Annotated in this window: 28 protein-coding genes; 17 read left to right on the forward strand and 11 right to left on the reverse strand. The window is 44.6% G+C overall.

Annotated elements, in window-relative coordinates; genetic code table 11:
* The first annotated feature begins 41 nt into the window (after nt 1-41).
* Nucleotides 42-899, forward strand: a complete 858-nt coding sequence (locus tag ACFQRK_RS04010; RefSeq protein ID WP_379003885.1) for a hypothetical protein — start codon at nt 42-44, stop codon at nt 897-899.
* Between the two features lie 40 nt (nt 900-939).
* Here ACFQRK_RS04010 and ACFQRK_RS04015 read toward each other — a convergent pair whose 3' ends face one another.
* From ACFQRK_RS04015 to dxs, 3 genes are all read right to left on the reverse strand, one after another.
* Complete coding sequence (locus tag ACFQRK_RS04015) at nt 940-1,458, reverse strand: hypothetical protein (protein WP_379003888.1); 519 nt, start codon at nt 1,456-1,458, stop codon at nt 940-942.
* Between the two features lie 81 nt (nt 1,459-1,539).
* On the reverse strand, nt 1,540-2,949 hold the full coding sequence (locus tag ACFQRK_RS04020) for a PLP-dependent aminotransferase family protein (RefSeq protein ID WP_379003890.1): 1,410 nt from the start codon (nt 2,947-2,949) through the stop codon (nt 1,540-1,542).
* Between the two features lie 51 nt (nt 2,950-3,000).
* Complete coding sequence (gene dxs / locus ACFQRK_RS04025) at nt 3,001-4,887, reverse strand: 1-deoxy-D-xylulose-5-phosphate synthase (protein ID WP_379003891.1); 1,887 nt, start codon at nt 4,885-4,887, stop codon at nt 3,001-3,003.
* A gap of 211 nt (nt 4,888-5,098) precedes the next feature.
* On the opposite strand from dxs, the gene ACFQRK_RS04030 reads away from it, so the two are divergent.
* Together ACFQRK_RS04030 and ACFQRK_RS04035 are read left to right on the forward strand one after the other, a co-directional pair.
* Nucleotides 5,099-6,463: a Gfo/Idh/MocA family protein gene (locus ACFQRK_RS04030; protein WP_379003894.1), complete on the forward strand. Its 1,365-nt coding sequence runs from the start codon at nt 5,099-5,101 to the stop codon at nt 6,461-6,463.
* A gap of 73 nt (nt 6,464-6,536) precedes the next feature.
* Nucleotides 6,537-7,010, forward strand: coding sequence for a hypothetical protein (locus tag ACFQRK_RS04035; protein WP_379003896.1), 474 nt, complete (start codon nt 6,537-6,539; stop codon nt 7,008-7,010).
* 99 nt (nt 7,011-7,109) lie between these two features.
* Here ACFQRK_RS04035 and ACFQRK_RS04040 read toward each other — a convergent pair whose 3' ends face one another.
* The gene (locus tag ACFQRK_RS04040) at nt 7,110-8,183 is read right to left on the reverse strand and encodes a DUF6624 domain-containing protein (RefSeq protein WP_379003898.1); all 1,074 of its coding nucleotides are present in this window, start codon (nt 8,181-8,183) and stop codon (nt 7,110-7,112) included.
* Nucleotides 8,184-8,554: 371 nt separating this feature from the next.
* On the opposite strand from ACFQRK_RS04040, the gene ACFQRK_RS04045 reads away from it, so the two are divergent.
* Both ACFQRK_RS04045 and ACFQRK_RS04050 read left to right on the forward strand, forming a co-directional pair.
* The gene (locus ACFQRK_RS04045; RefSeq protein ID WP_379003899.1) at nt 8,555-9,064 is read left to right on the forward strand and encodes a DinB family protein; all 510 of its coding nucleotides are present in this window, start codon (nt 8,555-8,557) and stop codon (nt 9,062-9,064) included.
* A gap of 462 nt (nt 9,065-9,526) precedes the next feature.
* Nucleotides 9,527-10,660: a Gfo/Idh/MocA family protein gene (locus ACFQRK_RS04050; RefSeq protein WP_379003901.1), complete on the forward strand. Its 1,134-nt coding sequence runs from the start codon at nt 9,527-9,529 to the stop codon at nt 10,658-10,660.
* Nucleotides 10,661-10,670: 10 nt separating this feature from the next.
* On the opposite strand, the gene ACFQRK_RS04055 is transcribed toward ACFQRK_RS04050, so the two are convergent.
* Complete coding sequence (locus ACFQRK_RS04055) at nt 10,671-11,723, reverse strand: glycoside hydrolase family 130 protein (protein ID WP_379003903.1); 1,053 nt, start codon at nt 11,721-11,723, stop codon at nt 10,671-10,673.
* Nucleotides 11,724-12,320: 597 nt separating this feature from the next.
* On the opposite strand from ACFQRK_RS04055, the gene ACFQRK_RS04060 reads away from it, so the two are divergent.
* Nucleotides 12,321-13,547, forward strand: coding sequence for a hypothetical protein (locus tag ACFQRK_RS04060; protein ID WP_379003905.1), 1,227 nt, complete (start codon nt 12,321-12,323; stop codon nt 13,545-13,547).
* 363 nt (nt 13,548-13,910) lie between these two features.
* The gene (locus tag ACFQRK_RS04065) at nt 13,911-14,711 is read left to right on the forward strand and encodes a CPBP family intramembrane glutamic endopeptidase (protein WP_379003907.1); all 801 of its coding nucleotides are present in this window, start codon (nt 13,911-13,913) and stop codon (nt 14,709-14,711) included.
* A gap of 130 nt (nt 14,712-14,841) precedes the next feature.
* On the opposite strand, the gene ACFQRK_RS04070 is transcribed toward ACFQRK_RS04065, so the two are convergent.
* From ACFQRK_RS04070 to ACFQRK_RS04080, 3 genes are all read right to left on the reverse strand, one after another.
* The gene (locus tag ACFQRK_RS04070) at nt 14,842-15,336 is read right to left on the reverse strand and encodes a hypothetical protein (protein ID WP_379003909.1); all 495 of its coding nucleotides are present in this window, start codon (nt 15,334-15,336) and stop codon (nt 14,842-14,844) included.
* Between the two features lie 18 nt (nt 15,337-15,354).
* Nucleotides 15,355-16,746 carry an RtcB family protein gene (locus ACFQRK_RS04075; protein WP_379003911.1) on the reverse strand — a complete coding sequence of 464 codons (1,392 nt, stop codon included), beginning with the start codon at nt 16,744-16,746 and terminating at the stop codon, nt 15,355-15,357.
* A gap of 642 nt (nt 16,747-17,388) precedes the next feature.
* Nucleotides 17,389-17,529, reverse strand: a complete 141-nt coding sequence (locus ACFQRK_RS04080) for an ORF6N domain-containing protein (protein WP_379003913.1) — start codon at nt 17,527-17,529, stop codon at nt 17,389-17,391.
* Nucleotides 17,530-17,615: 86 nt separating this feature from the next.
* On the opposite strand from ACFQRK_RS04080, the gene ACFQRK_RS04085 reads away from it, so the two are divergent.
* Together ACFQRK_RS04085 and ACFQRK_RS04090 are read left to right on the forward strand one after the other, a co-directional pair.
* On the forward strand, nt 17,616-18,518 hold the full coding sequence (locus ACFQRK_RS04085; protein WP_379003915.1) for an Rpn family recombination-promoting nuclease/putative transposase: 903 nt from the start codon (nt 17,616-17,618) through the stop codon (nt 18,516-18,518).
* Between the two features lie 240 nt (nt 18,519-18,758).
* Nucleotides 18,759-19,499, forward strand: coding sequence for an SDR family oxidoreductase (locus ACFQRK_RS04090; protein ID WP_379003917.1), 741 nt, complete (start codon nt 18,759-18,761; stop codon nt 19,497-19,499).
* Nucleotides 19,500-19,508: 9 nt separating this feature from the next.
* Here the strand turns inward: ACFQRK_RS04090 and ACFQRK_RS04095 are convergent, their stop codons facing one another.
* Nucleotides 19,509-20,984 carry a PLP-dependent aminotransferase family protein gene (locus ACFQRK_RS04095; RefSeq protein WP_379003919.1) on the reverse strand — a complete coding sequence of 492 codons (1,476 nt, stop codon included), beginning with the start codon at nt 20,982-20,984 and terminating at the stop codon, nt 19,509-19,511.
* A 339-nt stretch (nt 20,985-21,323) separates the two neighbouring features.
* On the opposite strand from ACFQRK_RS04095, the gene ACFQRK_RS04100 reads away from it, so the two are divergent.
* From ACFQRK_RS04100 to ACFQRK_RS04120, 5 genes are all read left to right on the forward strand, one after another.
* On the forward strand, nt 21,324-21,533 hold the full coding sequence (locus ACFQRK_RS04100) for a DUF2683 family protein (protein ID WP_379003921.1): 210 nt from the start codon (nt 21,324-21,326) through the stop codon (nt 21,531-21,533).
* 39 nt (nt 21,534-21,572) lie between these two features.
* Nucleotides 21,573-21,725 carry a hypothetical protein gene (locus tag ACFQRK_RS04105; protein ID WP_379003923.1) on the forward strand — a complete coding sequence of 51 codons (153 nt, stop codon included), beginning with the start codon at nt 21,573-21,575 and terminating at the stop codon, nt 21,723-21,725.
* 4 nt (nt 21,726-21,729) lie between these two features.
* Nucleotides 21,730-21,924, forward strand: a complete 195-nt coding sequence (locus ACFQRK_RS04110; RefSeq protein ID WP_090626486.1) for a hypothetical protein — start codon at nt 21,730-21,732, stop codon at nt 21,922-21,924.
* Between the two features lie 426 nt (nt 21,925-22,350).
* Entirely contained in the window at nt 22,351-23,217 is an 867-nt protein-coding gene (locus tag ACFQRK_RS04115; protein WP_379003925.1) for an Rpn family recombination-promoting nuclease/putative transposase, read from the forward strand.
* 205 nt (nt 23,218-23,422) lie between these two features.
* The gene (locus ACFQRK_RS04120; protein ID WP_379003926.1) at nt 23,423-23,737 is read left to right on the forward strand and encodes a hypothetical protein; all 315 of its coding nucleotides are present in this window, start codon (nt 23,423-23,425) and stop codon (nt 23,735-23,737) included.
* Between the two features lie 243 nt (nt 23,738-23,980).
* Here ACFQRK_RS04120 and ACFQRK_RS04125 read toward each other — a convergent pair whose 3' ends face one another.
* Together ACFQRK_RS04125 and ACFQRK_RS04130 are read right to left on the reverse strand one after the other, a co-directional pair.
* The gene (locus ACFQRK_RS04125) at nt 23,981-24,151 is read right to left on the reverse strand and encodes a hypothetical protein (RefSeq protein ID WP_379003928.1); all 171 of its coding nucleotides are present in this window, start codon (nt 24,149-24,151) and stop codon (nt 23,981-23,983) included.
* Nucleotides 24,152-24,413: 262 nt separating this feature from the next.
* Nucleotides 24,414-25,151: a DUF3800 domain-containing protein gene (locus ACFQRK_RS04130; RefSeq protein ID WP_379003931.1), complete on the reverse strand. Its 738-nt coding sequence runs from the start codon at nt 25,149-25,151 to the stop codon at nt 24,414-24,416.
* Nucleotides 25,152-25,570: 419 nt separating this feature from the next.
* Between ACFQRK_RS04130 and ACFQRK_RS04135 the strand changes: the two genes are divergently transcribed.
* The 3 genes from ACFQRK_RS04135 (at nt 25,571) to ACFQRK_RS04145 (ending at nt 26,706) form a co-directional block, all read left to right on the forward strand.
* Nucleotides 25,571-25,711: a hypothetical protein gene (locus tag ACFQRK_RS04135; protein ID WP_379003934.1), complete on the forward strand. Its 141-nt coding sequence runs from the start codon at nt 25,571-25,573 to the stop codon at nt 25,709-25,711.
* Nucleotides 25,712-26,121: 410 nt separating this feature from the next.
* Nucleotides 26,122-26,301: a hypothetical protein gene (locus tag ACFQRK_RS04140; RefSeq protein WP_379003936.1), complete on the forward strand. Its 180-nt coding sequence runs from the start codon at nt 26,122-26,124 to the stop codon at nt 26,299-26,301.
* A 6-nt stretch (nt 26,302-26,307) separates the two neighbouring features.
* Nucleotides 26,308-26,706, forward strand: coding sequence for a DUF3592 domain-containing protein (locus ACFQRK_RS04145; RefSeq protein WP_379003938.1), 399 nt, complete (start codon nt 26,308-26,310; stop codon nt 26,704-26,706).
* The last annotated feature ends 1 nt before the right edge of the window (nt 26,707 follow it).

Genomic DNA, 26,707 nt, shown 5'->3' on the forward strand with positions numbered 1-26,707 from the left:
TTTCCTTTTAACCTTGCCAACGACAATATAATCATAGTGAGATGAATACTAAAAACGACGCGTTTTCCAGTCCATTACTGAATATGCTAAACGGAATTAGTTTACCTATTGCCGTTTATTCTGCCAGCGATTTTGTAATCCGTTACGCCAATGAAGCATTTGCGAAACTATGGAAGGTCGAGTCGCCGGAAGGGATGTCTGCTTTAAAATTGACGGAATCTGCTGGAAATGCTGCGATCATGCGAGCACTCAAATCAATTAATCAGGAAACAACGAGGATCACACTGATTCACACTTTAGCAAATACACCCGGCCCGGTTTTTTTTGAAAGTGTTTTTGAAAAAGCAGCTATGGAGCCGGAGTATATTATGCAGACAATACACGATGTTACCCGATCTCAAACCGAAAACAAACAGCTGACGAACACTGTCTCCACGCTCGAAGAACAGAATGACGAGCTCTACAAGGAGCTGTTAAGAACCGGCCAGGAGTTGGAGGAAAGTTACATCGCACTGGAAAACGCAGGCACTAGGATGTTGGAAATACTGGAATCCATATTCAAGGAAGTCGAATTGCCGGGTATTGGTTATTGGTCGCTCGATTTGGAAGACATGTCATTCGAACTCTCCCGTGGTGCGAAAAAAATTTACGGGATACCGGAAGATGCACCGGTTCCGCTCAAAGACGTAGATATATCGCAAATTCTCGACGATCACGCGATGGCGGGCTTGAAACAGCTCGCTGCAGGCGTTGTTGATCACGATAAGCTATATCATTTCGAACATAAAATCAATCCCGTTAACGGTGAGCCTCCCAAATGGCTGAGAACTTCGGGTGTTGTGGTGGGTAAGAATAATGATAGGGTGACCAAAATAGCTGGCGTAATCGTAGTCATGTAACGTAATTATCCTGTTCCATCTGTTTGCCTTCCGTGATATCCTAGTCGTTATTCCTTCTCCGTATTAAGATATAGGAATCTTTGTCAAAAGGCTTCATTTGGGATTGCTCTTGTATCTTAAATCCACAGCTTTCCAAAAACGGAATGAGCGGATCCGTTTGAAGCAACTCAATCCATATGGCATCATACCTTTGCGTTACGGACAAACACTTGTTCCACAAGGAATTTCTTGTTTCATCATGGTCATGTTCCGGCATGATATAAAAAACGCTATAATTAATAACTTTTTGATTTGTCAATACCTCGGGTCTGCTTACGGATTGCCTCATAATGGCATACCCAGCGGGCGTATTGTTTATATATACGGTCGCCATCTGTGTGCTTAGATTATTCAGGTCGTTGATGGCTTCCTTTTCATCAAGCTGTTGTTTCATGTATTTATCCAGCTGCTCTTTCTTTACGGAATCCTTATACATTCCCCTGATTTGGGCCTCTTTCAGAACGAAAAGATTATGTAACCCTTCATCCGATGCTATGGTAAATTTCGACACTATATCCATCTTGTAATAACTTTTTAAACAAATATAGGGCAGTAAGCAAATCGGTATACGATACAGAGAAATGAAAACAAATCGGTACAGTCAGGGCGCTAAGGAGCAACCTAATGTTTTGATGGCATCAATACTGGCAGCTGTAATACGCTGCGAAAATATCGTTCGGAAGCAATGGTCATAGGCATCGGTAAAGGAAAAGGTCGTACCAGGGGTAAAATGGATGCCGAGCGTTTCGCAACTTTTGTAAAACCCTTGCATATCAACGTCGGCAGAGAGTTTGTTCCAAATGGAATATCCGCCCTGCGGGATTTCGGTATAGGTGTTTTCGGGAAAATAACTACTGAACTGCCCTGCAAGCTGTATAGCCTGCCGCTCCAATTCACGGCGGAATGTCCGCAGATGCCGGTCATAAGTAGCACTTCCGAGCAGCTTGGCAATCACCTCTTGGTTCAGCGGTGAAACCGACCTCCCCAACGAAAATTTCATCCGTTCGGCTTTTGAAAGAAAGCGGCCCGCCGCCATCCACCCCAAGCGTATGCCTGGGGCGATGGTTTTCGAAAACGAAGAAAAGGTAATGACCGAACCACTGGTGTCAAAATTCCGGATGTTGGACGGTCGGGGATTACGGAAGTAAAGGTCACCATACACATCGTTCTCGATAATGGGAATATGATGATGTGATGCAATGGCAAGTACCTCTTTTTTCCGTTCATCCGTCAACAACAATCCGGTCGGGTTATGAAAGTTAGGGGTTAATACGATTGCTTTAACGGCATTTTTGTCGCATACGTTTTTGAGGTAATCCGTATCAAAGCCCTCCTTGTTCCTGACCGGGATTTCAATCGTCCTTAACCGGAGGTTGGCGATAACCTCCAATACCGAAAATACGCAGGGGCTTTCCACCGCTATAATGTCGTTCGGAGTTGTAGTTATTGCGAGTGCAATATATAGTGCCTGTAAAGCTCCGTCCGTAATCAGCAGTTCCTCCGGCTGAACCCGTGCGCCATGTCCTGCCGAACGTCTGGTGAGCAGTTCCCGAAGTTCATCTGTACCGTTGGTCGGGTAATAGCGCAGCAGTGCCGCTCCCTTTTCACGGATGACCTGTTGCATGGTCCTAAGCACCAACTTCTGCGGTACGAAAAAATCGGACGGCGTTGCGGCATTCAGGGATGCAAATTCAGCATGTTGCTTTATATTGGAAGTAAGGATAACATTCTCCCTAAATATGGGGTCTCTTGGTATTGGCGGCAAATCAATCTGCGGCTCTCCACTTATTTTTTTGGTCTGTGCAGCCACGACATAGCCCGAGCGGGGAATGCTCATCACCAGCCCTTTAAAGACAAGATAGTCATATCCACTCTGCACCGAACTTGTGCTTAGGTTATATTCCTCTTTAATCCGCCTGACAGAAGGCAGCTTATCGCCCGGCTTTAAAACCCCCGTAGTGATTTTAGCTTCGATAGAAGAGGTAAAGACGCTGTATCGATAATCTTTCATTGCATAAACCAGAATCTGTACCGTGTAAATTTACAATTAATACAGATGTATCTAATTTTTCCCTATTAAACGTTTCGCTTCCGATACTATTCCCTTTGTGTCATAACCAAATAAAGCGTGTAGTTCTTCCTGTGTTCCCTGTGGCGCAAATGTGTCCGGCAGCCCCAAACATTTGATGGTTGCGAAATAGTGCTGTTCATGAGCAAAAGCGATGATAGCGGTTCCCACACCTCCAATTATGCATCCATCCTCTACCGTGATTATCATACGGTACTGGCGGAATACCTCATGTAGAAGCTGTTCGTCCAACGGCTTAAAAAAGCGCAGGTCGTAATGTGCCGCCACAATGCCGTCTCGCTCTAATAATTCGCAAGCTGCTGTTGCGTACTGTCCTACAACCCCAAGGCTTAGTATTGCGATATCTCTGCCCGCTCTAATAAGCCTGCCTGTTCCAATCTGCACATTTTCATAAGCCAGTTTTATGAGCGGACGAGTGCTTTTCCCCCGGGGATAGCGGATTGCCAAAGGAAAGTCCCGTCCATCCAACTGCGCCATATAAAGAAGATTGCGCAGTTCGTCCAAATCCATTGGGGCGGCACATACAATTTCCGGAAGGCAACGAAGAAAAGCAATATCAAAAGCACCGTGGTGGGTCGGCCCGTCTGCTCCGACCACTCCGGCGCGGTCTATACAGAAAACAACCGGTAGTTTCTGCAGTACAACGTCGTGTATTACTTGGTCGTACGCCCGTTGTAAAAAGGTTGAATAGATCGTGCAGAAGGGCAATTTGCCTGAAGCTGCCAATCCTGCGGCAAACGTTACAGCATGTTGTTCGGCAATTCCCACATCAAACACCCGCTCGGGCAGCCGCTCTTTCATCTTTATGAGGGCAGATCCCGTGAGCATAGCAGGTGTAATGGCTACGATATGGTTATTTTTTTGCGCCAAATCCAGCAGCGTTTCTCCAAATACCTGCTGAAAGGTCACCTTCCGTTTGGCATCCTGTTCAAGAAGTCCCGTAGCTTTATTGAACCTGCCGGGCGCATGCCACGTCACCACGTCATTGGTAGCGGGTTCAAAACCATTGCCTTTTACGGTGCGGACATGGAGCAGTTTTGCACCCTTGATTTTTTTTAGGTTGGACAATACGTTTACCAACGCAGTAACATCATGACCGTCTATCGTTCCGAAATAACGCACGCCCAAACTTTCAAAGAAATTGCCCGACGGCAGCACACCATTTTTTAAGACTTTCTCTATTTTCTTTAATGTTTTTAACGACCTGCCCTTATGGCTTGTTTTTAGGATAAATTGTTTTGTTCGGCTTTTCCATTGATTGTAGAAGCCCGATGAGGTAAGTTGAACGAGATACTGGCTCAAGGCCCCGGTATTCTTGTCAATCGACATCTTGTTGTCGTTGAGTATGACCAGGACATTGGCATCCTCGTATCCCAGATTGTTGAGCGCTTCAAAAGCCATCCCCCCGGTAAGTGCGCCGTCCCCGATTACGGCCACATGCTGCCTTTCCGTCTGCCCGTTAAGCTTCGCAGCCATTGCCATGCCCAATATTGCCGATATAGATGTGGAGGAATGCCCCGTGCCGAAAGCGTCATATTCACTTTCGCTACGAACGGGGAAACCACTGATCCCATGAAGCCGGCGGTTTGTATAAAAAAGCCCCCGTCTCCCTGTAAGGAGCTTGTGCGGATACGCCTGATGGCCCACGTCCCAGATAATCTTATCTTCGGGAGCATTGAAAACGTAATGAAGGGCCACTGTCAGTTCGACCACGCCAAGGGATGAACCCAAATGACCGCCATATCTGGAAACAAGATCGATGGTCTGCTCTCGAAGATCAGCGCAGACTAAAGGCAATGTCTCTTTCGGATAGGATTTCAGATCTCTTGGGCTATTTATCAAAAACGGTTCTTTTCGCATAGTATGAGCGTAAAAGTAACAAGTCGACGAAGAACCGATCCGGAGCAGAACCTGGAAATCTTATCGGTACAGTTCGGTCTTTTCCTCGAATCACACTAGCCACTTGCAGTTAAAAAAAATCCAAGCGTTTAACATAAAGTCTAATCAAAGGTGTAACTTTACGGTTTAAGCGAAGTGCAACTAACTCATTTCATCAAACCTGATTACATCTATGGAAAGAAGGGAATTCATCCGCAAAGGTATGATTGGCGCCACCGGTGCGGCATTGACAACGTCTGGCATGAGTGCCAAATCCTACGCCTCAATTCTTGGATCCAACGAACGGGTCAACGTGGCCGTCATTGGTATACGTGGAATGGGCCAAAACCACATTGAGGGTTACTCAAAGCTCAAAAACGCGCGGGTGACCGCGCTATGCGACATCGATCGGAATTTTTTCGAACCCCGAATAAAAAAGCATTTTGTTGACAAGGGACTGGAAAAGCCAAAGACCTATACCGATTTGCGCGTCTTATATGAAAATAAGGACGTCGATGCTGTTTCCATTGTGACACCGAACCATTGGCATGCGTTGGCCGCGATATGGGCGATACAAGCCGGTAAACATGTTTCTGTCGAAAAACCCTGTTGCCATAATATTTACGAAGGCCGCAAGTTAGTGGAAGCCGCGGAAAAGTACCCGGTCATTGTACAGGACGGGGCCGAGCAAAGGAGTAACCCCTGTGCGGAAAGCATGGCTGATTTTTTGCACGCCGGGAAGCTTGGTGAAGTGTATATGGCCAAAGGCATTTGCTATAAACGGCGCCATACCATTGGGCGCACGCCCGACGAGCCGATCCCTCCCGGCGTAGATTATGATCTGTGGTTGGGTCCGGCGCCCGAGCGCCCTTTTTCGAAAAACCGCTTCCACTATAACTGGCATTGGAACTGGGAATATGGAAATGGTGATATCGGCAACCAGGGGGTTCACGAGATGGATATTGCCCGGTGGGGACTTAATGTTGCATTGCCTACCAGGATCAGCTCAATTGGCGGCCATTTCATGTTTGACGATGACCAGCAAACGCCCAACACGCAGCTCACTGTTTTTGAATTCCCAAACCCGCAGGGTGGGGGCGACGCGAAAAAACTCCTGCAATTTGAGGTTCGCCATTGGCTTTCAAATTCCGAGGGAATCGGCGGGGAAAACCCGAATGACAACACGTATATGGTGAGTTCGGATAATGAGGTAGGCAACTTGTTTTTTGGATCAAAAGGCTACATGACTAAAAACCTCAATCGATGGCAGACATTTATGGGCGATAAGAAGGAGCCGGGCGAAAACGGAAAAGGTTTCGGTAACCACTATGCAAATTTTATCGATGCAATCCGGTATAACGACCAGAAATTGGCAAAAGGAGACATTAGGGAAGGATTTTATTCCTGTGCGCTCATCCATCTTGGCAATATTGCCTATCGCGTGGGGCGAACACTAAATTTCGATCCAGTAGCCATGAAATTCATCAACGATCCGGAAGCCGACGCGTTGCTAACCCGCGAATACCGGTCGCCTTTTATTGTTCCGGATGTGGTGTGAAAACGGTCGTTAAGTGTTCAGTTCCCAGCATGAAGAAATCGGGTAAATCGTTCACCTTGTTAAGTTTCCACTCATGAGCTTTGATGTTTTTCGATATGCGCCAATAATCGGTGTTAGTTGGTTTACTAGAATTGTTTTACTGCTCATATTTCTAACAATGACGGAGAGCAGCTTTTCGCAAGAACTCCCCAAAATTGGACAAGTTTGGACCGGAAGTAAGGCAGAAGGGGGAATATTTCTTCCACCTCCGGTAGGCCTAACGGATGAGGTAGTTTTTGTTGTAGAGGACGTTGAATTCAGGGGCGGTGTCTCAAAAGATAATAAGATAGTCGGTATTTCAACGACAGATTCCCATTTTAAAATTAATGGCAAAGCATATATAGGTACCCCTTTGGGGGAATTTATAAACAAAGACGAAGTTAAGTTGGTCCGCGGATGGGGTCACTACCTTCCTATAGATGAAGAATGGTTTGCGGCGTTCGATTATAAAACTGTTTCTGATTCTTTAAAGGTGCTTTTCGTTTTCAAGTACAAGTTCACGTATTGAACAAAAGAGAGCTGACGCCAGAAATCATTGCCAAATACGATGAATTTGGAAAAGCAATCGTTAATGACCATTTGAGCGATTTAGATCGCATTCCTGAGGTCACGGGGTAATCCATCCCATCGATTTCCGCCATTCGTCCATTTCCCGGTTCCTTTTCTTCAAATCCATGGGTGGAGATTCGTTATCGTTTCTTGCGCGGCGCGCCATAACCGCTGTCTGCTCCTCGAGGGAGTTAAGCCCAATGGAGGCCCGGCGCTGATTGACCCGATCGAGATCGTCGAAGCGGTTGGGCTTCAATTCCCCGCTTTCGTCCCAGTCAAACTGGGTGCCGTAAAGTTGCGGACTCCCCTCGAGCACGGCGATCCGGTCCGTCAGGTAGGCCAGGTTTTTGGGGTCGGCCTGTTTTTCCTGCACGGCTTGTTCCAGTAGCTTCTGGCATTTCCTCATGAAGTCGGGCTGTCCGATGGCATGCTGGATGATCAGCCAGGCGGCTTCACTGGCTGCGGTTCCCACCTTACCTATGGTCGGATACCCGATATTATCGATGATGCCTTCCAGCGTCTGCGCATGTTCGTTGTGGAGACGCTCCATCGCCTTGTGATAGCCTTCCGACAGCTGGCCGCTTTGCGCAAGCCGAGACCGGAGTTCCTGGTCCGCCTTTTCCATGCCGATGATTTGCTGGGCAATACGATGGTAGTTCATTCCGTTATCGATAGGTTTGACAATGCTTTCTGCTTCCCGTTTCAAAGCCATGTTCCGTTCACTTATAAACCGCTTTAAGTAATTCGTAAGTACCAACCAATTTGCCAATTGTCCCAGTATCCCAAAAGGCGATTCGAATTCAAAGCGATCCCTCATCACCGTCAGCCCTTCCTTTTCTTCAAACCAGTGGTCATGCCGGATGAATGAAAATGCACCCTTAACCATCTCATCGCGGAAATAATTGGGCCGATTATACGCCGAAATTATAGACGTGAGTCGTTGCCGCACACCAAAATGGGTCGCTTCAAACGTAACAGTCTCACCAAGGCTAATCAGCCCTGAGGTAACACCACCCACCGCGCGTTCTCTCGTTTTGCCTGCAGATACCTGATGAAAGTCGATGTTTCTGGCCAAGTCAAAACAAACCGCTATTGGCGCCGCAATCGTTGTTTCTAGTGCTATAATGGGCATATCATTTGGCTGGATTCCGTGATAACATTCGTAAGACAAAGATAGCGATTTACGAGTCATTTTACAGGGTATTCCACAGCCAACTTCAACCAATAGGCCGCTTAAGTGCCAATGAATTGCAGTTTATGCAGTATACCTTTGATGAGCTCGTCTTTTTAGCGTTGGTACCTGATCTACCCCAGTTTCAGCTCGGCGATCGTGGAATCGCTCGGCGGCCGTTTTCATGGCATGGTCTGCCAGCGGTGTAAGGCGTTAAATTTTGGTATAATAAGGAGTTTGCTATCTTTACGACCATTGAATTGAAAAAATTACTCACACACATGTCGATTGCACCAGCAATCGTATGAACAAAATAACAACACCATACCGTTATGGAACATCATCCGTCACAAACGAAAAATAGTGCACCGAACGATAAGCTCATTCAAAATATCATTTCGCAGCTATTGGATATACAAGAAAAGGAAAACTGGCTCGATGAAAATTTTAAAAAGAAAATAGGAAGTGTCGGAGCGGACAACGTTTTTGAAAGGCCTTTGCCTGAATTACACAGTGTAGCGGAGCTTATTTCTCATGTATTGGTATGGCGACTTGAATCTATCCGCAAGTTGAAGGGCTTGGATGCCAATTTAACAGTTGATAGTCCTGAAAACTGGCGTACAAACGACCAATTAAAGGAGATGGGTTGGGTAAATCTCCAAACGGAATTCTATAAAAGTACCTATACGCTCATTGAGCTGTTGTCCGATAAAGACGATAGTTTTCTGGAAAAGAAGTACCGTGATGGATACAGCTTTAAATATTTAATTGAGGGGCTTATCCATCACGACCTTTATCATTTAGGACAGTTAGGTATCACAATTAAGTTCTTAAAGTTGTAACATGTGCGATGACGCTGTACATTTTTTCGCCATCTGCATGTCAATGAGATCGATTGGATAGCATCGACCAGCTTATGGATAAAAGACCTTTTTCCTCGTATTGGGTTCCTGTTGCCTGCGGCTTCGAGTGTGCAGGGTAGGGAAGTGGCCTATTCCTAAACCAGGCCCTTCAGGGTGATATTCGCTTGTACATACCGTATTATAACTAAAACTTTAACGGCCGGTTAATGTTTTAATGTCAAAGCGTTTGACGCTTATTCACATAATCTAGATGCGCATGATCCCAATCTCCACGTGGGCGATAGCTAACAGGATGCAGCACCGTTCATTTGCCCATATTCTTAACATAGGCTCCATGAGTGTGGCCTGGCTCAACTACAATGCCGCCGACATTGTTAATCTCCAGATCAGGCCGCAATTACAAATTATTTGAATGTAGAATAATTAGTAAAGAGGATATAAATGAAAATATACAATATCGGAATTATAGGGTATGGTGGCTTTGGTAAGTTTCTACACCATTGGTGGGATAAGATGGAGGGCATAAAGGTAGTGGCGGTTTCGGATAGCGGCATGGAAGATGAGCAATCCGGCGGCCTGAAGCAATATAAGAACTGGGAAGAACTGATCGGTAATGAGGAAATTGATATTGTGAGTATCGCCACCCCGCCTGCTTTTCATGCGGAAATCGCCTGCGCGGCGATGCGGACGGATAAGCATGTTTTGCTCGAGAAACCCATTGCCCTGAGCGCCGAAGGCGCTGAGCAGATATTAGCTACTCAAAAGGAAACCGGGAAAGTGATTACCGTAGATCACATGCTGCGTTATAACCCAATTGTAAGAGCTTTGATTTCACTTACCGCCCAGGAAACCTTCGGCAAGCTGAGACATGCTGTAGTTACAAATTATGCACAGGATGAATCCTTGCCACCTGAACACTGGTTTTGGGATAAAGCTGTTTCCGGGGGAATATTTATTGAACATGGCGTGCATTTTTTTGACATCGTCAATGCGCTGACCAGTCAGCAGGTCAGCAAGGTTTTTGGTTGTTCACACAACAGGAATAACAGGCAGCAAGACCAGGTTTCGGCGATGGTGCTGTATGATGGAGGACTGATTGCCAGTCATTACCATTCGTTTTCAGGTCCTGGATTTTTCGAGCAGACCACCCTGCGACTGATGTATGATCTTGCAAAAATAGAAATTGAGGGGTGGATACCGATGAAGGGTACGATCAAGGCGCTGGTAAACGAAGTGACTGAAAATAAGCTGCAGCTCATTCCGGGGCTAAAGACAGAAAGGATTACACCAATTGCTGAGCTCAGCGATGTTTCGCGGCCAGCGGGCTGGGGTAATACTGCTATGGAACTTCAAAGCAGCATACGCGGCGGAGCGATCAGTTATGATGTAAATCAGATGGTTGAAGGCAGTTTTGAAATTCCGCAGACAAAATCTGAAGTTTACGGCGCGTGTTTGCAGAGTATCTTGTCAGACCTGATCGCTAAAATTGAAGATCATGATCACAAGCTTACGGTAACAGCAGAGGATGCCTATGAAAGTTTGAAAATTGCGCTTTTAGCCGACCAGCAGGCCTGATATATACCTGCTATAACTCCCGGAGCAAAGACAGTATCTCCTGTATTGAAAATTTTGCCCCGCAAATGGATTCATCAGCTGCTCCATAATAGATGGTTACTTCGTCCCCGTTTACAATATGGCCATTGGTGAATACCACATTTCCAAAGAAGCCACTGATCTCATATTCTTCACGTGGGACCATGATTGGTTCTATGGTTCGGGAGATGATTTTTGCAGGGTTTTCCAGATCCATCAAAAATGCACCTAGGGCATAATGGTGTTCTGCATTAGCCCCGTGATAAATCTCCAGCCAGCCATAAGGAGTTTTGATAGGTGCCGCGCCGGCGCCTACACGTGCGCTATCCCAAAGTCCTGTCCGTGTCTTTACGATACACTGGTGGTTTCCCCATTGCAGGCCGTCACTTGATTCGGCCAGCCAGATATATTTTCCGCCAACTTCAATACTTACCGGCCGGTGCAAGGCGTAGAATTTGCCATTTATTTTCTCATCAAAAATTGCACAGTCCTTATTGTGAGGCGGAAATATCATGCCCTTATGCTCAAAGTTTTTCCAATCTCTTGTTAGCCGGAGCCCCACACCTACACCGTTGTCTGACACCGCGGTGTAGGTAAGATAAAAGGTGTCGTCTATTTTAGTGACGCGGCAATCTTCAATGCCAAACTTTTCATGGGTTCCTTGGCCAGTCAGCGGACCATATCCTTCAGGCTCATAAAAGTCCACACCGTTATCACTGCAAAGCAACCTTAAATGCGAAATCGTGGTGAGGTACCCTAAGCCTTTATAGGATAATTTCCGGGGGTCATTGGCGATAAGCTCAGGATCATTTAACGGTATTTCAACGATCTCCGTTTTGCCCTGGTCATTGATAGCAGGAAAGGATATGACCTCTGGTTTTCGCGCAATGCCTTCAGCAACCCTGGCTACCAGCCATGTTTTTCCTTCAAAGGTAAAGGCACCAGGATTAAATAGGCAAATAATTGCCAGGCCTTCACTACTGGGACTCAGATCTTTCGGTACCACAAGGGGATTTTCGGGAAATCGACGGGCTATATCTATCATTGTACATTCAAATTAAAATGGCGTATGGCTTCTCTTTATGTTGAAACAATAACATGCGTAAAAAGTTCGGTGAAAATGCCCGTTCAATGTTTTGGAAAAGCAATCGTTAATGACGAAATTTGGTCAATGATACAAGGACAAAGCAATGGCATTAAATAGCCCAACATCTTTTCCATCTGGGGCATCTTTTTCGGAGAAATTGCTTACGGCGTTAAAAAGGCATTGCGTAAGCTTGCCGAAGAGACAGCAGCTAAAGACGATAATCTCGTTGTGAAAATTGATGGTGAAATAAAAGATGCACCAGCCAAGGAATTGTTAAAAACGCTCCCTAAGCAAGATAATATACTGTAAAAAGACGTTGCTCATAAACTCAAACTAACCATTTGAGAGATTTAGATCGCGTTCGTGAGGTCAAGGGGCAATCCATCCCAACGATTTTCGCGATTCGTCCATTTTCCGGTTCCTTTTCTGCTTCAATTCCCCGCTTTCGTCTTCGAATGAATTTTTCTAAACACCCGGTTCGATAAAAGGGAGCATTACACTAGATTTTGAATCTTCGGTTTTTATAACTAATTTTATAGTTATAAAACTAGTGACATGAAAATTGATATTAAGTACGTAAAACGAACCATGGGGGTCGCGGTTACCTCGTGCTTTTTTGCGGTATCCATTTGTATCGGTCAGGATTCTACGGGCAATGTGATGGATGTTGTCGATCGTCATATGGATTCGCACCGTTATTTGGAAGCATTACTGGAAACCCGCGAGTATCCCGTATCTCCGGAGTTTCCGAACAGCCTGGAAGTGCAAATGCAACTCATGTTTTCATCTTTCCTTGGCCAAAATCGATATTACAGCGAGTTGATTGAGGCATGGGAGGACAATCTGAAATTGTCCGATAGCCTACGGAATATGGTACTTGGTTCCGCTTATCAAGACGATGAGGCAATCGGAAAGATGATCGAGTTAGCCAAGGATAAGCAGATAGTGATGGTTAACGAGATGCATTTCTATCCGCATCACCGGCTCTTGGCGATGGACCTGCTCACCCGCTTGCGGGCGTTGGGATACACCTACTTTGCCCTCGAGACTTTAGCCGAAGGGCAGGATACTGTGTTGAACGAAGCCGACGCATTTCCCAGGCTGGGAACCGGATACTACACGAGGGAGCAAAATTTCAGCAATCTGATACGGTTAGCTAAGCAACTGGATTTCCGCTTTGTGGCCTATGAGAATACAGATCCTGATAAGGATAGGGAAGAGGGTGAGGCCGATAACCTGTACCGAGGCACGTTTGCTGCAGATCCTTCAGCCAAAGTGTTTGTTTTTGCCGGTGGTTCGCATATTATGGAACGCCCGGATGGAAATGGAAAGAAATGGATGGCAACAATTTTTAAGGAACGATACGGCATCGATCCGCTTACTATTGATCAGTTCAGCCTGAACGCGTACCGGCACGACATTTCCGGCAATTATGCTCTGATGGAGCGCAAGCAGTTTGGAAATCAGGAAAAACTAGCGTCAACCGATTTACAGGTGGTTAGTAATAGGCACTATACCGGGGCGTGGGACGGCAAGGAAGAATACCGAAATGACACAAATCAGGAAATACAAGTAGCATTGTTTTACTATTCAGAATTGGGCGACAAGCTGGAAGTTGACAGCCTGATTCCCTATTTTACGGCGTTACTGTTGCCGGGCGAACAGCTGCAGCTTCCGTACCTCCTTTCGGAAGGAGCCTATTTGGTGGTGTACAACGGAGAGGGGCATACATTGGAAAGAAAACACATCGGAAAGGTAAAGCTGAGAGGGAATTTCTTTTAACGGAGTCTAAAAAGGTGCCAAATGTTATCCAATACTTCGAAAATTTAGGAAGCCTGACGACTCTGTGCTGCTATTGCTAATATTGATTGTATGTTTCAACAGATCACAGCTCTTTAGCAAATAATTGTAGAATACTAGGTCGATATAGAAATGTTCCAACTCTGTACTTATCCGATATTGGCGGAGGAATTTCTTACCAACAAGACCTTTTAATCGCCTCTATTTGAAACCAGTATAACTAATCAGAATTTGTAATTCCCGATCAGATATTTTACCTTGTATGTTACAACTACGCTTATAAATCAATAGGTTCTATACATGGCTAGTAGTATAAGTAGCCTAATGAAGCTAAAATGAAATTCCATGATTGAAGATCAACGTACTTATTACCCTAGTATTAAACAAAGTTGGGGAATCGTCGGAATAACGATACTATCAGCGCTGGTATTTAGTCCCGTCAATCTCGTGCTCAATAAAGCGATGGGAAAGGAGATTTCTTTTTTAGTTTATTATTTATTAGCGATGGGAGTTCCCTTCGGTATCGCTCACTTCATCAGAAATAAACGAACAGCAGTAAATAATTACAATTTTAGTTTGAGTTCAACGAAGGCAATGGGATTAATTTTTCTCGCTACAATTGGACTTCAGACAGGCATAACTTCGCCCATAGTTAATTTAATACCGGTGCCTGAGTTTGTGCAAAAGGTATTTCTTGAATTTGCAGATAAAAAAAGCATCTATTCTTTCTTGGCCATAGTCATTGCCGCGCCTATAATAGAGGAATTGATTTTCAGGGGGATTATTTTGGAGGGACTTTTACAAAGATATTCTCCAGTTAAATCAATTATCCTATCAAGTGTTCTTTTTGGAATCGGTCATTTAAATCCATGGCAGTTTATTAGTGCTTTGGTAATTGGATTGTTTTCAGGTTGGGTATATTATAGAACAAGAAAACTATCACTATCAATCTTGATCCATTTGGTAAACAATCTTTTTGCTTTTATAGGGATGTATTCTATGGATACGGAAACAATGATGAATCAATCGCTATCAGAATTATATGGCGGTTTTACAAACTTTATCTTAATTACTGCCGGAGCGATATTGATTTCAATAACTAGTATTTTCCTCTTGAGAAAAGAATTTAGCGATTTGAGAAATTGATGACGGTAGCAATTCGCTCGCGGCCTTGCTTAACGCCCGCAGTTCACGTTAGCCTTTTACAAACACGGCAAAATTGGCGGTCGACCTCTTTAAAATGAACCGGTCACAATTTGCAACCGGTTCATTACAGTCATTTCGTTTTTTTCTTTTTCCGCTCAATAAGCTTTTCCCGCTCATCAAGCGCATCCATTTCCTGTGTGCAAGATGCATAGTGTGCCGCCTGTCGTATGTTATCCAGCGCTTTGTTCCATTTTCGAAGCCGTTCGTAGTATGTTGCTTTTTTCTGGAGCATCACGCCCTTGTCCATACCTTTCAGTGTCAACGCAAAATCGATCAGTTTCTTTGCGTGTTCCATCTCCTCCAGCGCCAGCAAACAATCCGCGAAATAGGGATACACCGACAGCGTGTAAACGTCTGCCGCTAGGGCCTCCTCGAAATATCTCCTTGCAGCACGATAATCCCGCAATACTTCGTGATGGAGCCTACCCATGAGGCACAAGCTATCTGCATCATTTGCATCGTAAGCCAATGCATAATTCAACGCCGTGACCGCTTCCTCCAGGTTGTAAGGATAATTATCCAGCGCCTGGAAGTAATATCGGTTTTGTATTGTTTTATTTTCCATCGTTCCAAGTGCTTTGTATCAACCATCCATCCGTACAATTCGTGGCTGGAACGTGCCGATAATATCTACCAATTCCTTTTGCGCCGCCATCACTTCTGCAATGCGCTTGTACGCCATAGGAGCCTCTTCCAAGCTGCCGCCGATCAACGTAACCCGGTGCTGTGCGAGTACTTTTTTCATTTCGGAAGGAGACCACATCCGCCGTGCCGCATCACGAGGGTGCATTCTTCCCGCCCCGTGCGAGGCCGAGTGCAGTGATTCCGCGTGGCCCCGGCCAACCACCAGATAACCTTTGTCAACCATCGACCCAGGGATGTAACCGACCACACCATATCCGGCAGGTGTCGCGCCCTTTCGGTGCACCACTATTTCGCGGCCTTCATGTATCTCTTTCCAGGCGAAATTATGGTGGTGTTCCACCCTCGCCGTGATCCGTCCACCCACAGCCCGGATCAACCGCCTATGGATATCACTGTGGCAGGCAGCAGCATATTCACCTGCCAGTTGCATAGCTACCCAATACTCCATGCCCAGGTGCGTATCCAAATCCAGCCATGCCAACTGTTGGGCCTCCTTCGGTAATGGACATTGTGCCATTGCCGCTTTCGTATAATACTGTGCAATTGACGCCCCAATGCCCCGCGAACCGCTATGTGACAAAAGCCCTACGTAGCTGCCCGGTTTCAAATCCAACTCGGGATGCGGTGCCGTCAGCGTCACTTCGCCAAATTCTACGAAGTGATTTCCACCGCCTGATGTGCCAAACTGCTTGATGGCCTTTCCATGCAGCTTTCGCAGCAGGGGGATGCTTCGGAAGGCATCCGACTCAAATACCCCGTGATCATTGGGCGAAGCATGTACCTCCCGCATTCCGAAGCGGGTATGGTCAACCAGCGCTTTTGCGTACCGGTCTCTGGCACCCTCCAGGTACGTCACCGGCGTATCCAATATAGACAGTGATAACCGGCAGCCGATATCCAGCCCTACTCCGTAGGGGATAACAGCGTTGTCCGTTGCCAATACACCCCCAATGGGCAGGCCGTAGCCCGAATGCGCATCCGGCATTAGCGCCCCCTGTAAAGCGATGGGTAGCTTCAGCGCCGTGTATAGCTGATTAAAAGCTTCATCACGGATATGTTCTTTGCCGAAGATCGCAAATGGCGCCCTTTGTGCGTTGAGGGTTTGCCGCCGTACCGCCGTTGGGCTCACCAGTGCTTCGGCGATTTCGCCGAGCGCCAGGTCGTCCACATAAGCCAGCGGGTTTTTTAGTATATTGCTCAATATGGAGAGCACATAGTTTTTGTCCCGTCTGGGGAATTGCCGTTGCATTACTGCAATGGCTTTGATTACACTGCGACTGGGATAACCCAGCTTCAGCAAGTCTTTTCCTTTTAATTTTAACTGGCCCATGGCCTAATCAATTAAATGCTAAACCTTAAAGGAATCACACGGCCACGTAGCACACCGTGGAGTAGCGAGCTCCTATTTACTTAAAAATAATTTTCTTGAAATGGCGCACCGGCGACCGCCGTTGCATAGGGCAACGAATGCTATTGGATAGCACGGAGCGCTTCCTTCACCATGGAAGGAATCCTGTTAGCAGTATGGTATGCGATGAACATTGCTCCGTCAGTTAAAATGTGATACAATAGCTTCTATCAAAAATTGAGGCGCAAAAGTATCGATAATTCTTTAATCTGCAAAAAAAACATGAAGCACCTTTTGTCTGTTGTCGATTTCTTAGCTTTCCGTTGTTACTCACTACTGGGTATTTCACCGCATACAGCTATCAGCTACTTTTATATGCAGGTCAACTAATCAGTTTCTGGTTCCTGTAATGCCTTTCCGTTTTCGCTCGCTACCTTCGTACGGCCAACAGAGGAATAGCCATGAAAAATCATGAAACTTGCTATCTGTTTATAACTGTTTTCTTTGTAGTGTATCCAAACGCCGGAAGATAGCCGCATCTTCATACAGAAACCTGCGCATGGCAGCAAAGCTATCAATGATTTGAATGTGGTCGCAGTTTGCGACCACCTCATCCTTTTCTTTTTAAGTTAGCTGAAAGCAGTATCTCTCTGGAAAGCGATCAACATTTCGTTTAATCTGTTCGTTAATACGCTTGGTTTCCACCCCGTACAATTCCGCTAAATCTCGGTCAATCATTACCCGCATGCCCCTGATCGTTTTCATCTCTTCGATTTGGAGTGTTAACTAAAAATATTAGTATATATCATCGATTTTTCTTATCTTTGCCCATAACCAATCAAAACTGGATTATGGAAAACCAACAACCCAAACAACCCCGAATCGGGAAATTCATTGATCCGCTCACCGACTGGGGGTTCAGACGTCTTTTCGGGCAGGAACCCAACAAAGAGATTCTGATCGAATTCCTGAACGACCTGTTCCAGGGCGAGAAACACATCATTGATCTAACGTATGCACCCAATGAATATGATGGGGACGACGTTACGGATAAGCGCGTCATTTTCGACCTGCACTGCCGGGGCGACAACGGCGAATATTTCATTGTGGAGATGCAGCGCATCCGGCAGGATCACTTCAAGGACAGGGTACTGTTTTACGTATCGCGGCTCATTCAGCGGCTGCTGCGGAAGGGGAGAGAAACCAACAGTTACAAACTTCCGGAAGTGTATCTCATCGGCATTCTGGAATTCACCATGGATGCCGTGGTCACAGACCGTTACTTCCATGACATCATCCTGATGGATAAGCACACCTACAAACCTTTTTACAATAAGTTGGGTTTTAAGTTTTTGGAATTGACTAACTTTGTAATGGAAGAGGATGATCTGCTCACCGACATGGATAGGTGGATGTACCTGTTGAAGCACATGAGCACGCTGGATAAAGTGCCGACATTTCTGGATAAGCGGGCTTTCCAGCTGATTTTTAAGATATCGGAAGTGGCAAAATTAAAAAAGGAGGAACGGATGGCATACGAAGCAAGTTTAAAGGCTAAGTGGGATACGCAAAACGCGTTTGATTCGGTTAGACGTGAAGGAAAAGAAGAAGGGAAGGAGGAAGCTGGTTATCAATTTGTAAAAAACCTGATCGTTAAGCTTGGTTTAACGAACGAACAGGCTGCCGAGGTAGCCGAAGTATCCATCGACTTCGTCGAAAAAGTCCGCGCGGACCTCCAGAAAAAAGACAAATAAGTTTCTTTACAATCGAACATAGCCACCGCTTGCGGTGGCTTTTTTGTTTACAACCAACCCCACCAACAATTTACCCAAGTTCAAAACACTAATGTTAGGACCTGGACTGCCGCAAATCTGAATAGTGGATGGTCATCGTCGTCTATTTTATCTCTTTTTTTGTAAATCAATAAGACGGTAGCTCGCATTGATAAATGGAATCTGTTTTTATTTCAACAAGTTTTATTAAATAGTTTAATCATGAAAATTTTAGTAATCGGAGGAAGCGGCCAGGTCGGCAAGGGAGTGTGTGAGAAATTGGAAATTATGGGTAATGAGGTAATTGTAGGAGCACCCTCAGCCGGCATTGATATCTTGACGGGGGAAGGTCTTAAAGAAGCTTTGGATGGAACCGAAATTGTAATTGATCTTTCCAATTCAAAATCACCAGATGATCAAATCGCTTTAGATTTTTTTCGTACGGCCGCTAAACACCTCATTGGGGCAGAGAAGCTTGCGCATATCAAGCATCATCTGGTACTTTCTATTGTCGGAACAGATCGGGCACAACATATAGGATACCTGCAAGCAAAAAAGTATCAGGAAGATGCCTTAGTCGAATCCGGCATACCTTATACTATCATCCGCTCGACCCAATTCCATGAGCATATAGGAACCATTATCGCTGTTCAGGGTGAAGGCCGGAACGTCCACGTCTCGACAATTGACTATCAGCCGATAGCGTTGCAGGACGTGGTAAATTATGTGGTAAGGTTCGCTTTGGAGCAACCCAAAAACAAGATAGTGGAGATAGCCGGACCTGACCGCGGCTTGATGAGCGATTTCGTGGAAAGCTATTTGAAGGCGAAAGGTGAAGATAAAGTTGTAGTATCTAATCAGCACGACAAATACATGTTCCATAGCATTTCAAAATCAGGCCTAGTTCCCTCTGGAGAGTTCTATCCGGGTAAGATAAGGTTCGATGACTGGAAAAGAATATAATAGGGAAGCTTATATAGATTCTTTAAGGGCTTGGCCGAAAGTTTCCATTTCGTTTGAATTCAAGGAAGCAAAGCCAAACCTTATTCCGTTGACATCAATTCTGTACTTGTGAAGGCTTCCATCGTTCATATAAATACCCCGGTTGGCCAGCCTTTCTGAGAGGTGGGGTATGGAATATTCGGGATCAAATAAGGTCCAAACCGCCATTCCTCCATTTGGATAATTGAAATTGGCAACATTTCCAATAGAAGCACTTAAAATCTCGCAGAACTCATCCCGCCTCTTCCTGTACAGCTTTACCGATCGTCGCAGATGTCTTTGCATTTCACCCATATCGAAAAGGTGGGCAACAGATTCTTCAAATAGTACGTCGCCCCGAATATCCAGTACCTGTTTGAGTTTAGCTGCCTGCCATATGAAATTCTCTCCTCCAATCAAATACCCCAGCCTGATCGTTGGAGCCAACGTTTTAGAAATTGATCCAACGTAAAGAACATAGCCATCGTGTTCTGCACTGGCTAAGGGTAATATCGGTGCATTTTCATAGTGAAAATCATAGTCGTAATCATCTTCGATTACAGGAAGACGGTAACGGCGAATGATATCTAAAAGTTTGATTCGCCTTTCAGCACTGAGTGTGACAGTCGTCGGGTGATGGTGGTGGGGAATAATGTACAAGAGGCTAGGCTTTGATTGTTTACAGATGCGCGCAATTGCATCGACATCAATGCCATCTTGATCAACTTTAACCTTTATAAGCTTAGCACCCAGCTGCTCAAAAAGTCTATCAGCTAAAACATAGTTTACGTCGCCGACAATAACAGTACTGCCAGGCCGTAGAATCATACTTGCAGCAACAGAAATAGCTAATTGTGCCCCGTGGGTCACCAGAACTTGCTCAGGAGTGATATTCAAAGCCCTGGTTTTCGACAAAAACAACGCAAGTTCCGTTCTCAACGAATTGCTTCCGTGCGAGCCGTCGGCTAGTAATTTACTGTGGATATTCGTTCTTTTTGACAAAAATTTGTACCGATCGATTATCAAATCTAAAGGCGCAATCCTCGCATCAGGATAACCATCATTAATCATCAACTGGTAAGGCTTTAGCTGCCTTGTTACCGGTTGGCGAGCAGCAACCTGTCGGTAAAAGATCTCTTGTTCCTGTGATAAGAATTTATCTGAGGAGCTCACCCCGAACGATTTCGGGTTCATTACGGGCAACCGTCGCGCAACGAAGTTGCCCTTCCGTTCTATCACTTCAAACCAACCCTGAGCTTGCAATTCCTCATAAGCAGCAACTACCGTTGTACGGTTTAGTTTTAGCATTGACGCCATATCCCGACTTGCTGGCAATTGATAACCAGGTTTTATTTTTCCACTTTTGATCAATTCTATCAAGCTGTTTGCGACCTGCCTGAATATAGGAGTTGTGGACCGTCTGTCAACTGCAATGAGTGTACTAAAAGGTAATGTTTGAAGTGTCATGTTTATGAGGTTCGTACTCGACGACAAAATAACGGGATATAATTTACGAAAATATTGAAGTATAGCAATTATTTTAAGAGATTAGCTTGTTGCTCGGGAGCCAATCAAAACGACCTGTTCCAGGGCGAGAAACACATCATTGATCGCGGCTCATCCAGCAAGAAACATTCATTTTAGGCAAAATGGCGGTCTCGCACATATTTAGCGGACAGAAGCAAAGGAATTGATTGCAAAGCTACTTAGATGAAAGAAATTGTCAAGCGGCTCTGTACGGAGAAAATTAGATCAATCGGAAAATAAGATTTTAATTTTCGTAACTTTGTCATAAAGCAAACGAATATGGAAGCGATTATGATTCATCCGGAAAATGCTGAACAACTCAAAACCGTCAAATCAGTTTTGAAGGCATTGAAGGTTCCTTTCGAACCGCAGTCCAGTACGTTGCCAGATCATGTGAAGGCTAGCATCGATAGAGGAATGAAGCAAGCTGCCCAAGGCAAGACCATCGGACTGGAGGAGTTCAAAGAGAAACATTTTTTGAAACGGTAAAGTCAGCAAGCAAGCTTAAACCGAAACTAAACCAACCTAATGCAATATACGCTCAGCTTTACTCCCGAGGCGGAAGATACCTACGATTCATTATCATCACAACTAATGGAACGTTGGGGCGAGCGCGATGGCCGTATTGTAACGGTGATCTGTTTTTGGGATAACCGCCAGGAGCCGCTTTTTAATATTTAACATTATGCCAATAAATACACCTTCATCAACATCGTTCTCAGATAAAGTGTTGTACGGACTGCGGAAAGCGTTGCGGAAGTTGGTAGAAGAATCGGCTGCCAATGGGGAAAGTCTCGTAATCAAACGTGATGGTGAAATTAAAGAAGTGCCCGCCAAAGACCTGCTTAAGACATTACCTAAAGAAGGGACCCGTCAATAGGTGAAAGAAGTAATGCAATTAAAAGAATAAATTGCTGCTGCACTCTTGCGACCATCAAAAATTGATCATAAACCTAACGTAGGGGTAGAATTCAGTGGTTAGGTATGCAAGACCTTTGTTAGTTGTAAGTGATCGAGAGAGAACATTGATGGAGGAAGGAGGAATCGAAGATCTTAAATTTGAACCATTGGTTATTTTGTAGTGTTGATGTTTGCTGCAACATGTTTTCCGGGTAATATTCTATAAATGTTAATTATTTTTTTCATCGGCAGCGCCTCGCCGATTGCCCAGTGGAATAGTGGTTTCCATCCGGTAACCGAAATTTTGAATTGGTTATGGGTTTCCTAATTACGGAATTGACTAAAAATATTAGTTAAAATCAACTGATTTCCCTATCTTTGCCCAATAACCAATCAAAACTGGATTATGGAAAACCAACAACCCAAACAACCCCGAATCGGGAAATTCATTGATCCGCTCACCGACTGGGGCTTCCGCCGTCTTTTCGGGCAGGAGCCCAACAAAGAGATTCTGGTGGAATTCCTGAACGACCTGTTCCAGGGCGAGAAACACATCATTGATCTAACGTATGCCCCCAACGAATATGATGGGGACGACGTTACGGATAAGCGTGTCATTTTCGACCTGCACTGCCGGGGCGACAACGGCGAATATTTCATTGTGGAGATGCAGCGCATCCGGCAGGATCATTTCAAGGACCGGGCACTGTTTTACGTATCGCGACTTATCCAGCGGCTGCTGCGGAAGGGGAGAGAAACCAACAGTTACAAGCTTCCGGAAGTGTATCTCATCGGCATTCTGGAATTCAGTATGGATGCCGGTGAACAGGGCCGGTACTTCCACAATATTGCTTTAATGGATAAGCACACCTGCAAACCTTTTTACAATAAGTTGGGTTTTAAATTTTTAGAATTGATTAACTTTGTAAAAGAAGAGGATGGTCTGCTCACGGATATGGACAAGTGGATGTATCTGTTGAAGCACATGAGCACACTGGATAAAGTGCCAACATTTCTGGATAAGCGGGTTTTCCAGCTGATTTTTAAGATATCGGAAGTGGCAAAGTTAAAAAAGGAGGAACGAATGGCATACGAAGCAAGCTTAAAGGCTAAGTGGGATACGCAGAATGCGTTTGATTCGGTGAGAAGGGAGACCACTGCGCAAATTGTAAAGAATTTATTGCTTAACACAAATTTCTCTGTAGAAAAAATTGCTTCTCTAGCGGCTGTTTCCGCTGATTTCGTTTTAAAGGTCAAATCAGAACTGAAATAGTAAGCTTATGCTATAACAGAACAAAGCCACTGCTTGCGGTGGCTTTGTTGTTTACAACCAACCTCACCAACAATTTACACCCTATCCGTCCACCCAAAAAAATACCCAATACTGAGTATTCCACAGCCAACTTCAACCACCTACTTTTATACCAAGATCAATTAATCACGTATTTACCTAAAAGAACTAATCCTATCAAATTCAATTGCCCGGGGTTTACTCGGATGCCGTAACGAAAAACCAGAAAGTATTGTATGGCGTATGGGGAGCCCGGATTCCCCGTGAAGCTGGGCGACTATTGACTATTTCCGAACTAGCGGAACTGAAAGATTTTAAGCTCAAATACCGGACAGACAATACGAAAGACGAAAAATTCTTCACCTCCACTTACTCCATTTCATTCCAGGCCGATGCGAAGGTACAAGATATTTGGGACACGTCTTGGGCATTTTATTCTGTAGGCTTTATTGCAATAATTTCTTTATTGATTGGACTAGTTTTACTGGCTATGAAAAAATAAGGATGTAGGATTACTATCATCTAAAGGTAGTCACAATTTGTGACCACCTCGTCTCGTCCCTTCTTGCTTTTTGACGACCTTGTCTTTTTCAGCGTTAATACCTGTTGCTTAGCCTCGTCCAATGAAATCGGTGATTGCTTGGATAGCAGTTCCATTTGTAACATTGCGAGTTTCTGAAATGATACCTTGCAGTTCATTTTTTGGTAGTCATTTTTTCAAGAAGCAAGTCGTAAAGATGACGACCTACGCCTGAAATTGCTTTTTATCGACTAACTCCTTAGGGAAGCCATGTTTTTCCAGAAAGGCTTTAGATTTATTTGCTTTTTTTACAAAATAGGGATCATTGCCATAATCGCGCACATGATCTGCTTTCGAGTCAGTAGCATTTGATTTTTTATCCGTAGGGTTTTTCATATCAAACCTCCTATTCTCACAAATATATTTCATTATTTATGTATTACCAAAAACGCATCGTTGTCCTTGTAGCCCTTTTTTGGGGCGGTCCGTCTCTTGGAGGTAATAACCTTTCGCTTTTGAATTTTCGACTCTGATCATTCTTTCTCTGCAATGCGTTTACCTGTAAGCCCACTAGGAAAAGAATTTATTTTCATTATACAAACTTTATTCCTTACCTTTGTATCGGAGGCTTTGCCAGTAGTGGCATTGCCTTTTTTGTTTATACGACAGATATACTCCATATTTCGAATCCCTTTCCGCTGTCGATTTCTCTGAATGTGCGATAGCGCAGCGGCTTAATGATATCCAGGAACGAATCAAGTTCTGGCCGGGATGCCTTATCTAATTTGCCCGATCGAAAATTCCACGAAAGAATGTAAGCCATGAAATCTACGATTTGGATTCCGGTTGTCAGGTCGCTGTGTACAAAGAACGGTTCGGGGATAATTAGGCTAGATCTGATTTGGCCCTTTCGAGTCCGTTTGAAGTACTTTTCCATCTGATCGAGCACCAAATGGCTTGCCGATTTATCCAGTTCATCGAACACTACGATTCCTTGATGCTCGTCGTGTTTATCTTCCAGAAAATAATAGAACCGCTCAAACAAATACACATAATCCTTACGCAGCATGTGGTCTTCATCCGGCAAGGTATGATGGTCATGTACGATAGAGGCAAAAACCTTACATCGGAATTGATGGCATAATTCAAGGAGTTGTGTTACGTAATCCAATTTGGCCTGAGCCAGCGCGGTTAGGATTTCTTTTGTTACTTGTTCCCCATTATCAAGTGCTGCTTTTGCCAATGTTGTCCGGCTTTCTAATGGAATTGTTGGCATTTGGTTAGCCAAACGGAATGTTTTGCGTTTTAAAAACTTCTTTGCTTTAATTTCATTCCGCGTGTCACGGTATTTAGGACCGAAACACTTCATCTCTAAATCATGAACAGCTTTAATCATTGTCCACAAATCATCGTCACGGATGGCAATACCGGCTAAACCTCGTAAGGAGAATCGTGATGATCCTGCCCGCTTTCGTCGATGAACATAAAATAGGCCATAAGTCGATGATTAAGGTTATTGGTGAATTTTTGTTGCTAACAAATGTAGTAAATAAGATTTGGATATTGAATAGTTTGTTAGCTTAATTTTCACCCAACTTTCACCCAATTTTGGGGGTTTATTGCCTAACTTACGTTTGGATTGAATATCAAGAATGTAAACAACCCCACCAACAATTTACCCCTCCACACATACAATCCCAAAAAATACCCCGATGCAAAAGTACCGGTAATAGATCTGGCCAATGGATCGCTTGGTCTTACCCTGAAATCGCAGAAATCGAGCGGCTTTCCAAAATCCAATCCTCGTTTTTATGGATGGGAGAAGACTTTAAACCGTTGACCACCAAGTACAATGCGCAGATGTTAGATAGCATCAAGAATGCCGAAACCATCCAAACGGAGAAAAGTGCCGATGAATTGCAGTTTATGCAGTATACCGAGGACTTAAGCGACTAGACAGGCAATGAAAAAGTCAGGAACCCAACTATCTTTCGGTTTACCGTATACCCATCCGTTCCGTTCGCCTATCTTCGTGGCAAAACAATGCTTGCAAATATGATAATGATGTATTACCTTGCGTGTTATAACGACTTTTATAAACTAAAGGCCAAAACAGAAATAAACAACGTACCAGTACCGATCAACATGCGTGCGCGTATTCTTTACCTTTTCCTTGTCTTCGGCTTTTATGTCAGCGGGGTTGATTCTAATATGAAAGGGATACCAAAATGACACCCCCAAGACGAGAATTCCGTAGGAAGAATCGCTTATACTTCCGGCATAAGAATGTCGCTGTGATAACTACTCGTTTCATTTTGAGTGGCCAGGAGAACATAACACATGTCTATCATCATCTTGAGGACGGAATGTGGGAGTTTGTAGGAGAGGAGGATGCAAATGACTCCGATTACTTAGTGATTTCATTAGGGGAAATTGTGCAACATGACAGCAGTATTCAGGATGTGATTGATATAGAGCCTGGATATTCTGCTCATAGAGTAGGTTTAGGAAAAGAATGGCAGATTAAAAAAAGAAGACTCTTTTAATATAATATGGCATCCAAGTCATTAATTGCAATCATCGGCGGCGTTGTTTTCCTGTTATTCTATTTTATCCGACGAGTCAAACGGCAAAAATTCCGTAGACAAGGCAAGACAGCCAAGGCTAAGGTGATCGAACTCGTATCGAAGACCGATATCCGGCATGGGCATCTTTATTACCCCATCGTAAAATTCACATTAGAAAACGGAGAACATATAAGGGCGCAGTATTCCGATGGAACCATGCCTGCAGCCTACAAAAAGGGGGAGGAGGTAACCGTATATTACCAACCCGATCAGCCGGAAGATTTCACCATTGAAGGTCAGCAACGCATGGACGTACTAGTTCTATTGATTGGATTGATATTACTGGGAGTAGGTCTTTATCTGCAATTTAGCCCAATCCGATAAG

This window comes from Parapedobacter sp. GCM10030251, from assembly GCF_042666505.1.
In the GTDB taxonomy this organism is placed as follows: domain Bacteria; phylum Bacteroidota; class Bacteroidia; order Sphingobacteriales; family Sphingobacteriaceae; genus Parapedobacter.

Bases quoted from the DNA above. Each gene is read 5' to 3' on its own strand.
- ACFQRK_RS04060 (WP_379003905.1), top strand. From the start codon at position 12,321: ATGAAAATTGATATTAAGTACGTAAAACGAACCATGGGGGTCGCGGTT.
- ACFQRK_RS04145 (WP_379003938.1), top strand. From the start codon at position 26,308: ATGGCATCCAAGTCATTAATTGCAATCATCGGCGGCGTTGTTTTCCTG.
- ACFQRK_RS04055 (WP_379003903.1), bottom strand. From the start codon at position 11,723: ATGATAGATATAGCCCGTCGATTTCCCGAAAATCCCCTTGTGGTACCG.
- ACFQRK_RS04085 (WP_379003915.1), top strand. From the start codon at position 17,616: ATGGAAAACCAACAACCCAAACAACCCCGAATCGGGAAATTCATTGAT.
- ACFQRK_RS04015 (WP_379003888.1), bottom strand. From the start codon at position 1,458: ATGGATATAGTGTCGAAATTTACCATAGCATCGGATGAAGGGTTACAT.
- ACFQRK_RS04070 (WP_379003909.1), bottom strand. From the start codon at position 15,336: ATGGAAAATAAAACAATACAAAACCGATATTACTTCCAGGCGCTGGAT.
- ACFQRK_RS04075 (WP_379003911.1), bottom strand. From the start codon at position 16,746: ATGGGCCAGTTAAAATTAAAAGGAAAAGACTTGCTGAAGCTGGGTTAT.
- ACFQRK_RS04045 (WP_379003899.1), top strand. From the start codon at position 8,555: ATGGAACATCATCCGTCACAAACGAAAAATAGTGCACCGAACGATAAG.
- ACFQRK_RS04095 (WP_379003919.1), bottom strand. From the start codon at position 20,984: ATGACACTTCAAACATTACCTTTTAGTACACTCATTGCAGTTGACAGA.
- ACFQRK_RS04115 (WP_379003925.1), top strand. From the start codon at position 22,351: ATGGAAAACCAACAACCCAAACAACCCCGAATCGGGAAATTCATTGAT.
- ACFQRK_RS04065 (WP_379003907.1), top strand. From the start codon at position 13,911: ATGATTGAAGATCAACGTACTTATTACCCTAGTATTAAACAAAGTTGG.
- ACFQRK_RS04030 (WP_379003894.1), top strand. From the start codon at position 5,099: ATGGAAAGAAGGGAATTCATCCGCAAAGGTATGATTGGCGCCACCGGT.
- ACFQRK_RS04125 (WP_379003928.1), bottom strand. From the start codon at position 24,151: ATGAAAAACCCTACGGATAAAAAATCAAATGCTACTGACTCGAAAGCA.
- ACFQRK_RS04135 (WP_379003934.1), top strand. From the start codon at position 25,571: ATGGGAGAAGACTTTAAACCGTTGACCACCAAGTACAATGCGCAGATG.
- ACFQRK_RS04130 (WP_379003931.1), bottom strand. From the start codon at position 25,151: ATGATTAAAGCTGTTCATGATTTAGAGATGAAGTGTTTCGGTCCTAAA.
- ACFQRK_RS04140 (WP_379003936.1), top strand. From the start codon at position 26,122: ATGTGGGAGTTTGTAGGAGAGGAGGATGCAAATGACTCCGATTACTTA.
- ACFQRK_RS04110 (WP_090626486.1), top strand. From the start codon at position 21,730: ATGCCAATAAATACACCTTCATCAACATCGTTCTCAGATAAAGTGTTG.
- ACFQRK_RS04020 (WP_379003890.1), bottom strand. From the start codon at position 2,949: ATGAAAGATTATCGATACAGCGTCTTTACCTCTTCTATCGAAGCTAAA.
- ACFQRK_RS04105 (WP_379003923.1), top strand. From the start codon at position 21,573: ATGCAATATACGCTCAGCTTTACTCCCGAGGCGGAAGATACCTACGAT.
- ACFQRK_RS04050 (WP_379003901.1), top strand. From the start codon at position 9,527: ATGAAAATATACAATATCGGAATTATAGGGTATGGTGGCTTTGGTAAG.
- ACFQRK_RS04010 (WP_379003885.1), top strand. From the start codon at position 42: ATGAATACTAAAAACGACGCGTTTTCCAGTCCATTACTGAATATGCTA.
- ACFQRK_RS04035 (WP_379003896.1), top strand. From the start codon at position 6,537: ATGAGCTTTGATGTTTTTCGATATGCGCCAATAATCGGTGTTAGTTGG.
- ACFQRK_RS04100 (WP_379003921.1), top strand. From the start codon at position 21,324: ATGGAAGCGATTATGATTCATCCGGAAAATGCTGAACAACTCAAAACC.
- ACFQRK_RS04080 (WP_379003913.1), bottom strand. From the start codon at position 17,529: ATGAAAACGATCAGGGGCATGCGGGTAATGATTGACCGAGATTTAGCG.
- dxs (WP_379003891.1), bottom strand. From the start codon at position 4,887: ATGCGAAAAGAACCGTTTTTGATAAATAGCCCAAGAGATCTGAAATCC.
- ACFQRK_RS04040 (WP_379003898.1), bottom strand. From the start codon at position 8,183: ATGCCCATTATAGCACTAGAAACAACGATTGCGGCGCCAATAGCGGTT.
- ACFQRK_RS04090 (WP_379003917.1), top strand. From the start codon at position 18,759: ATGAAAATTTTAGTAATCGGAGGAAGCGGCCAGGTCGGCAAGGGAGTG.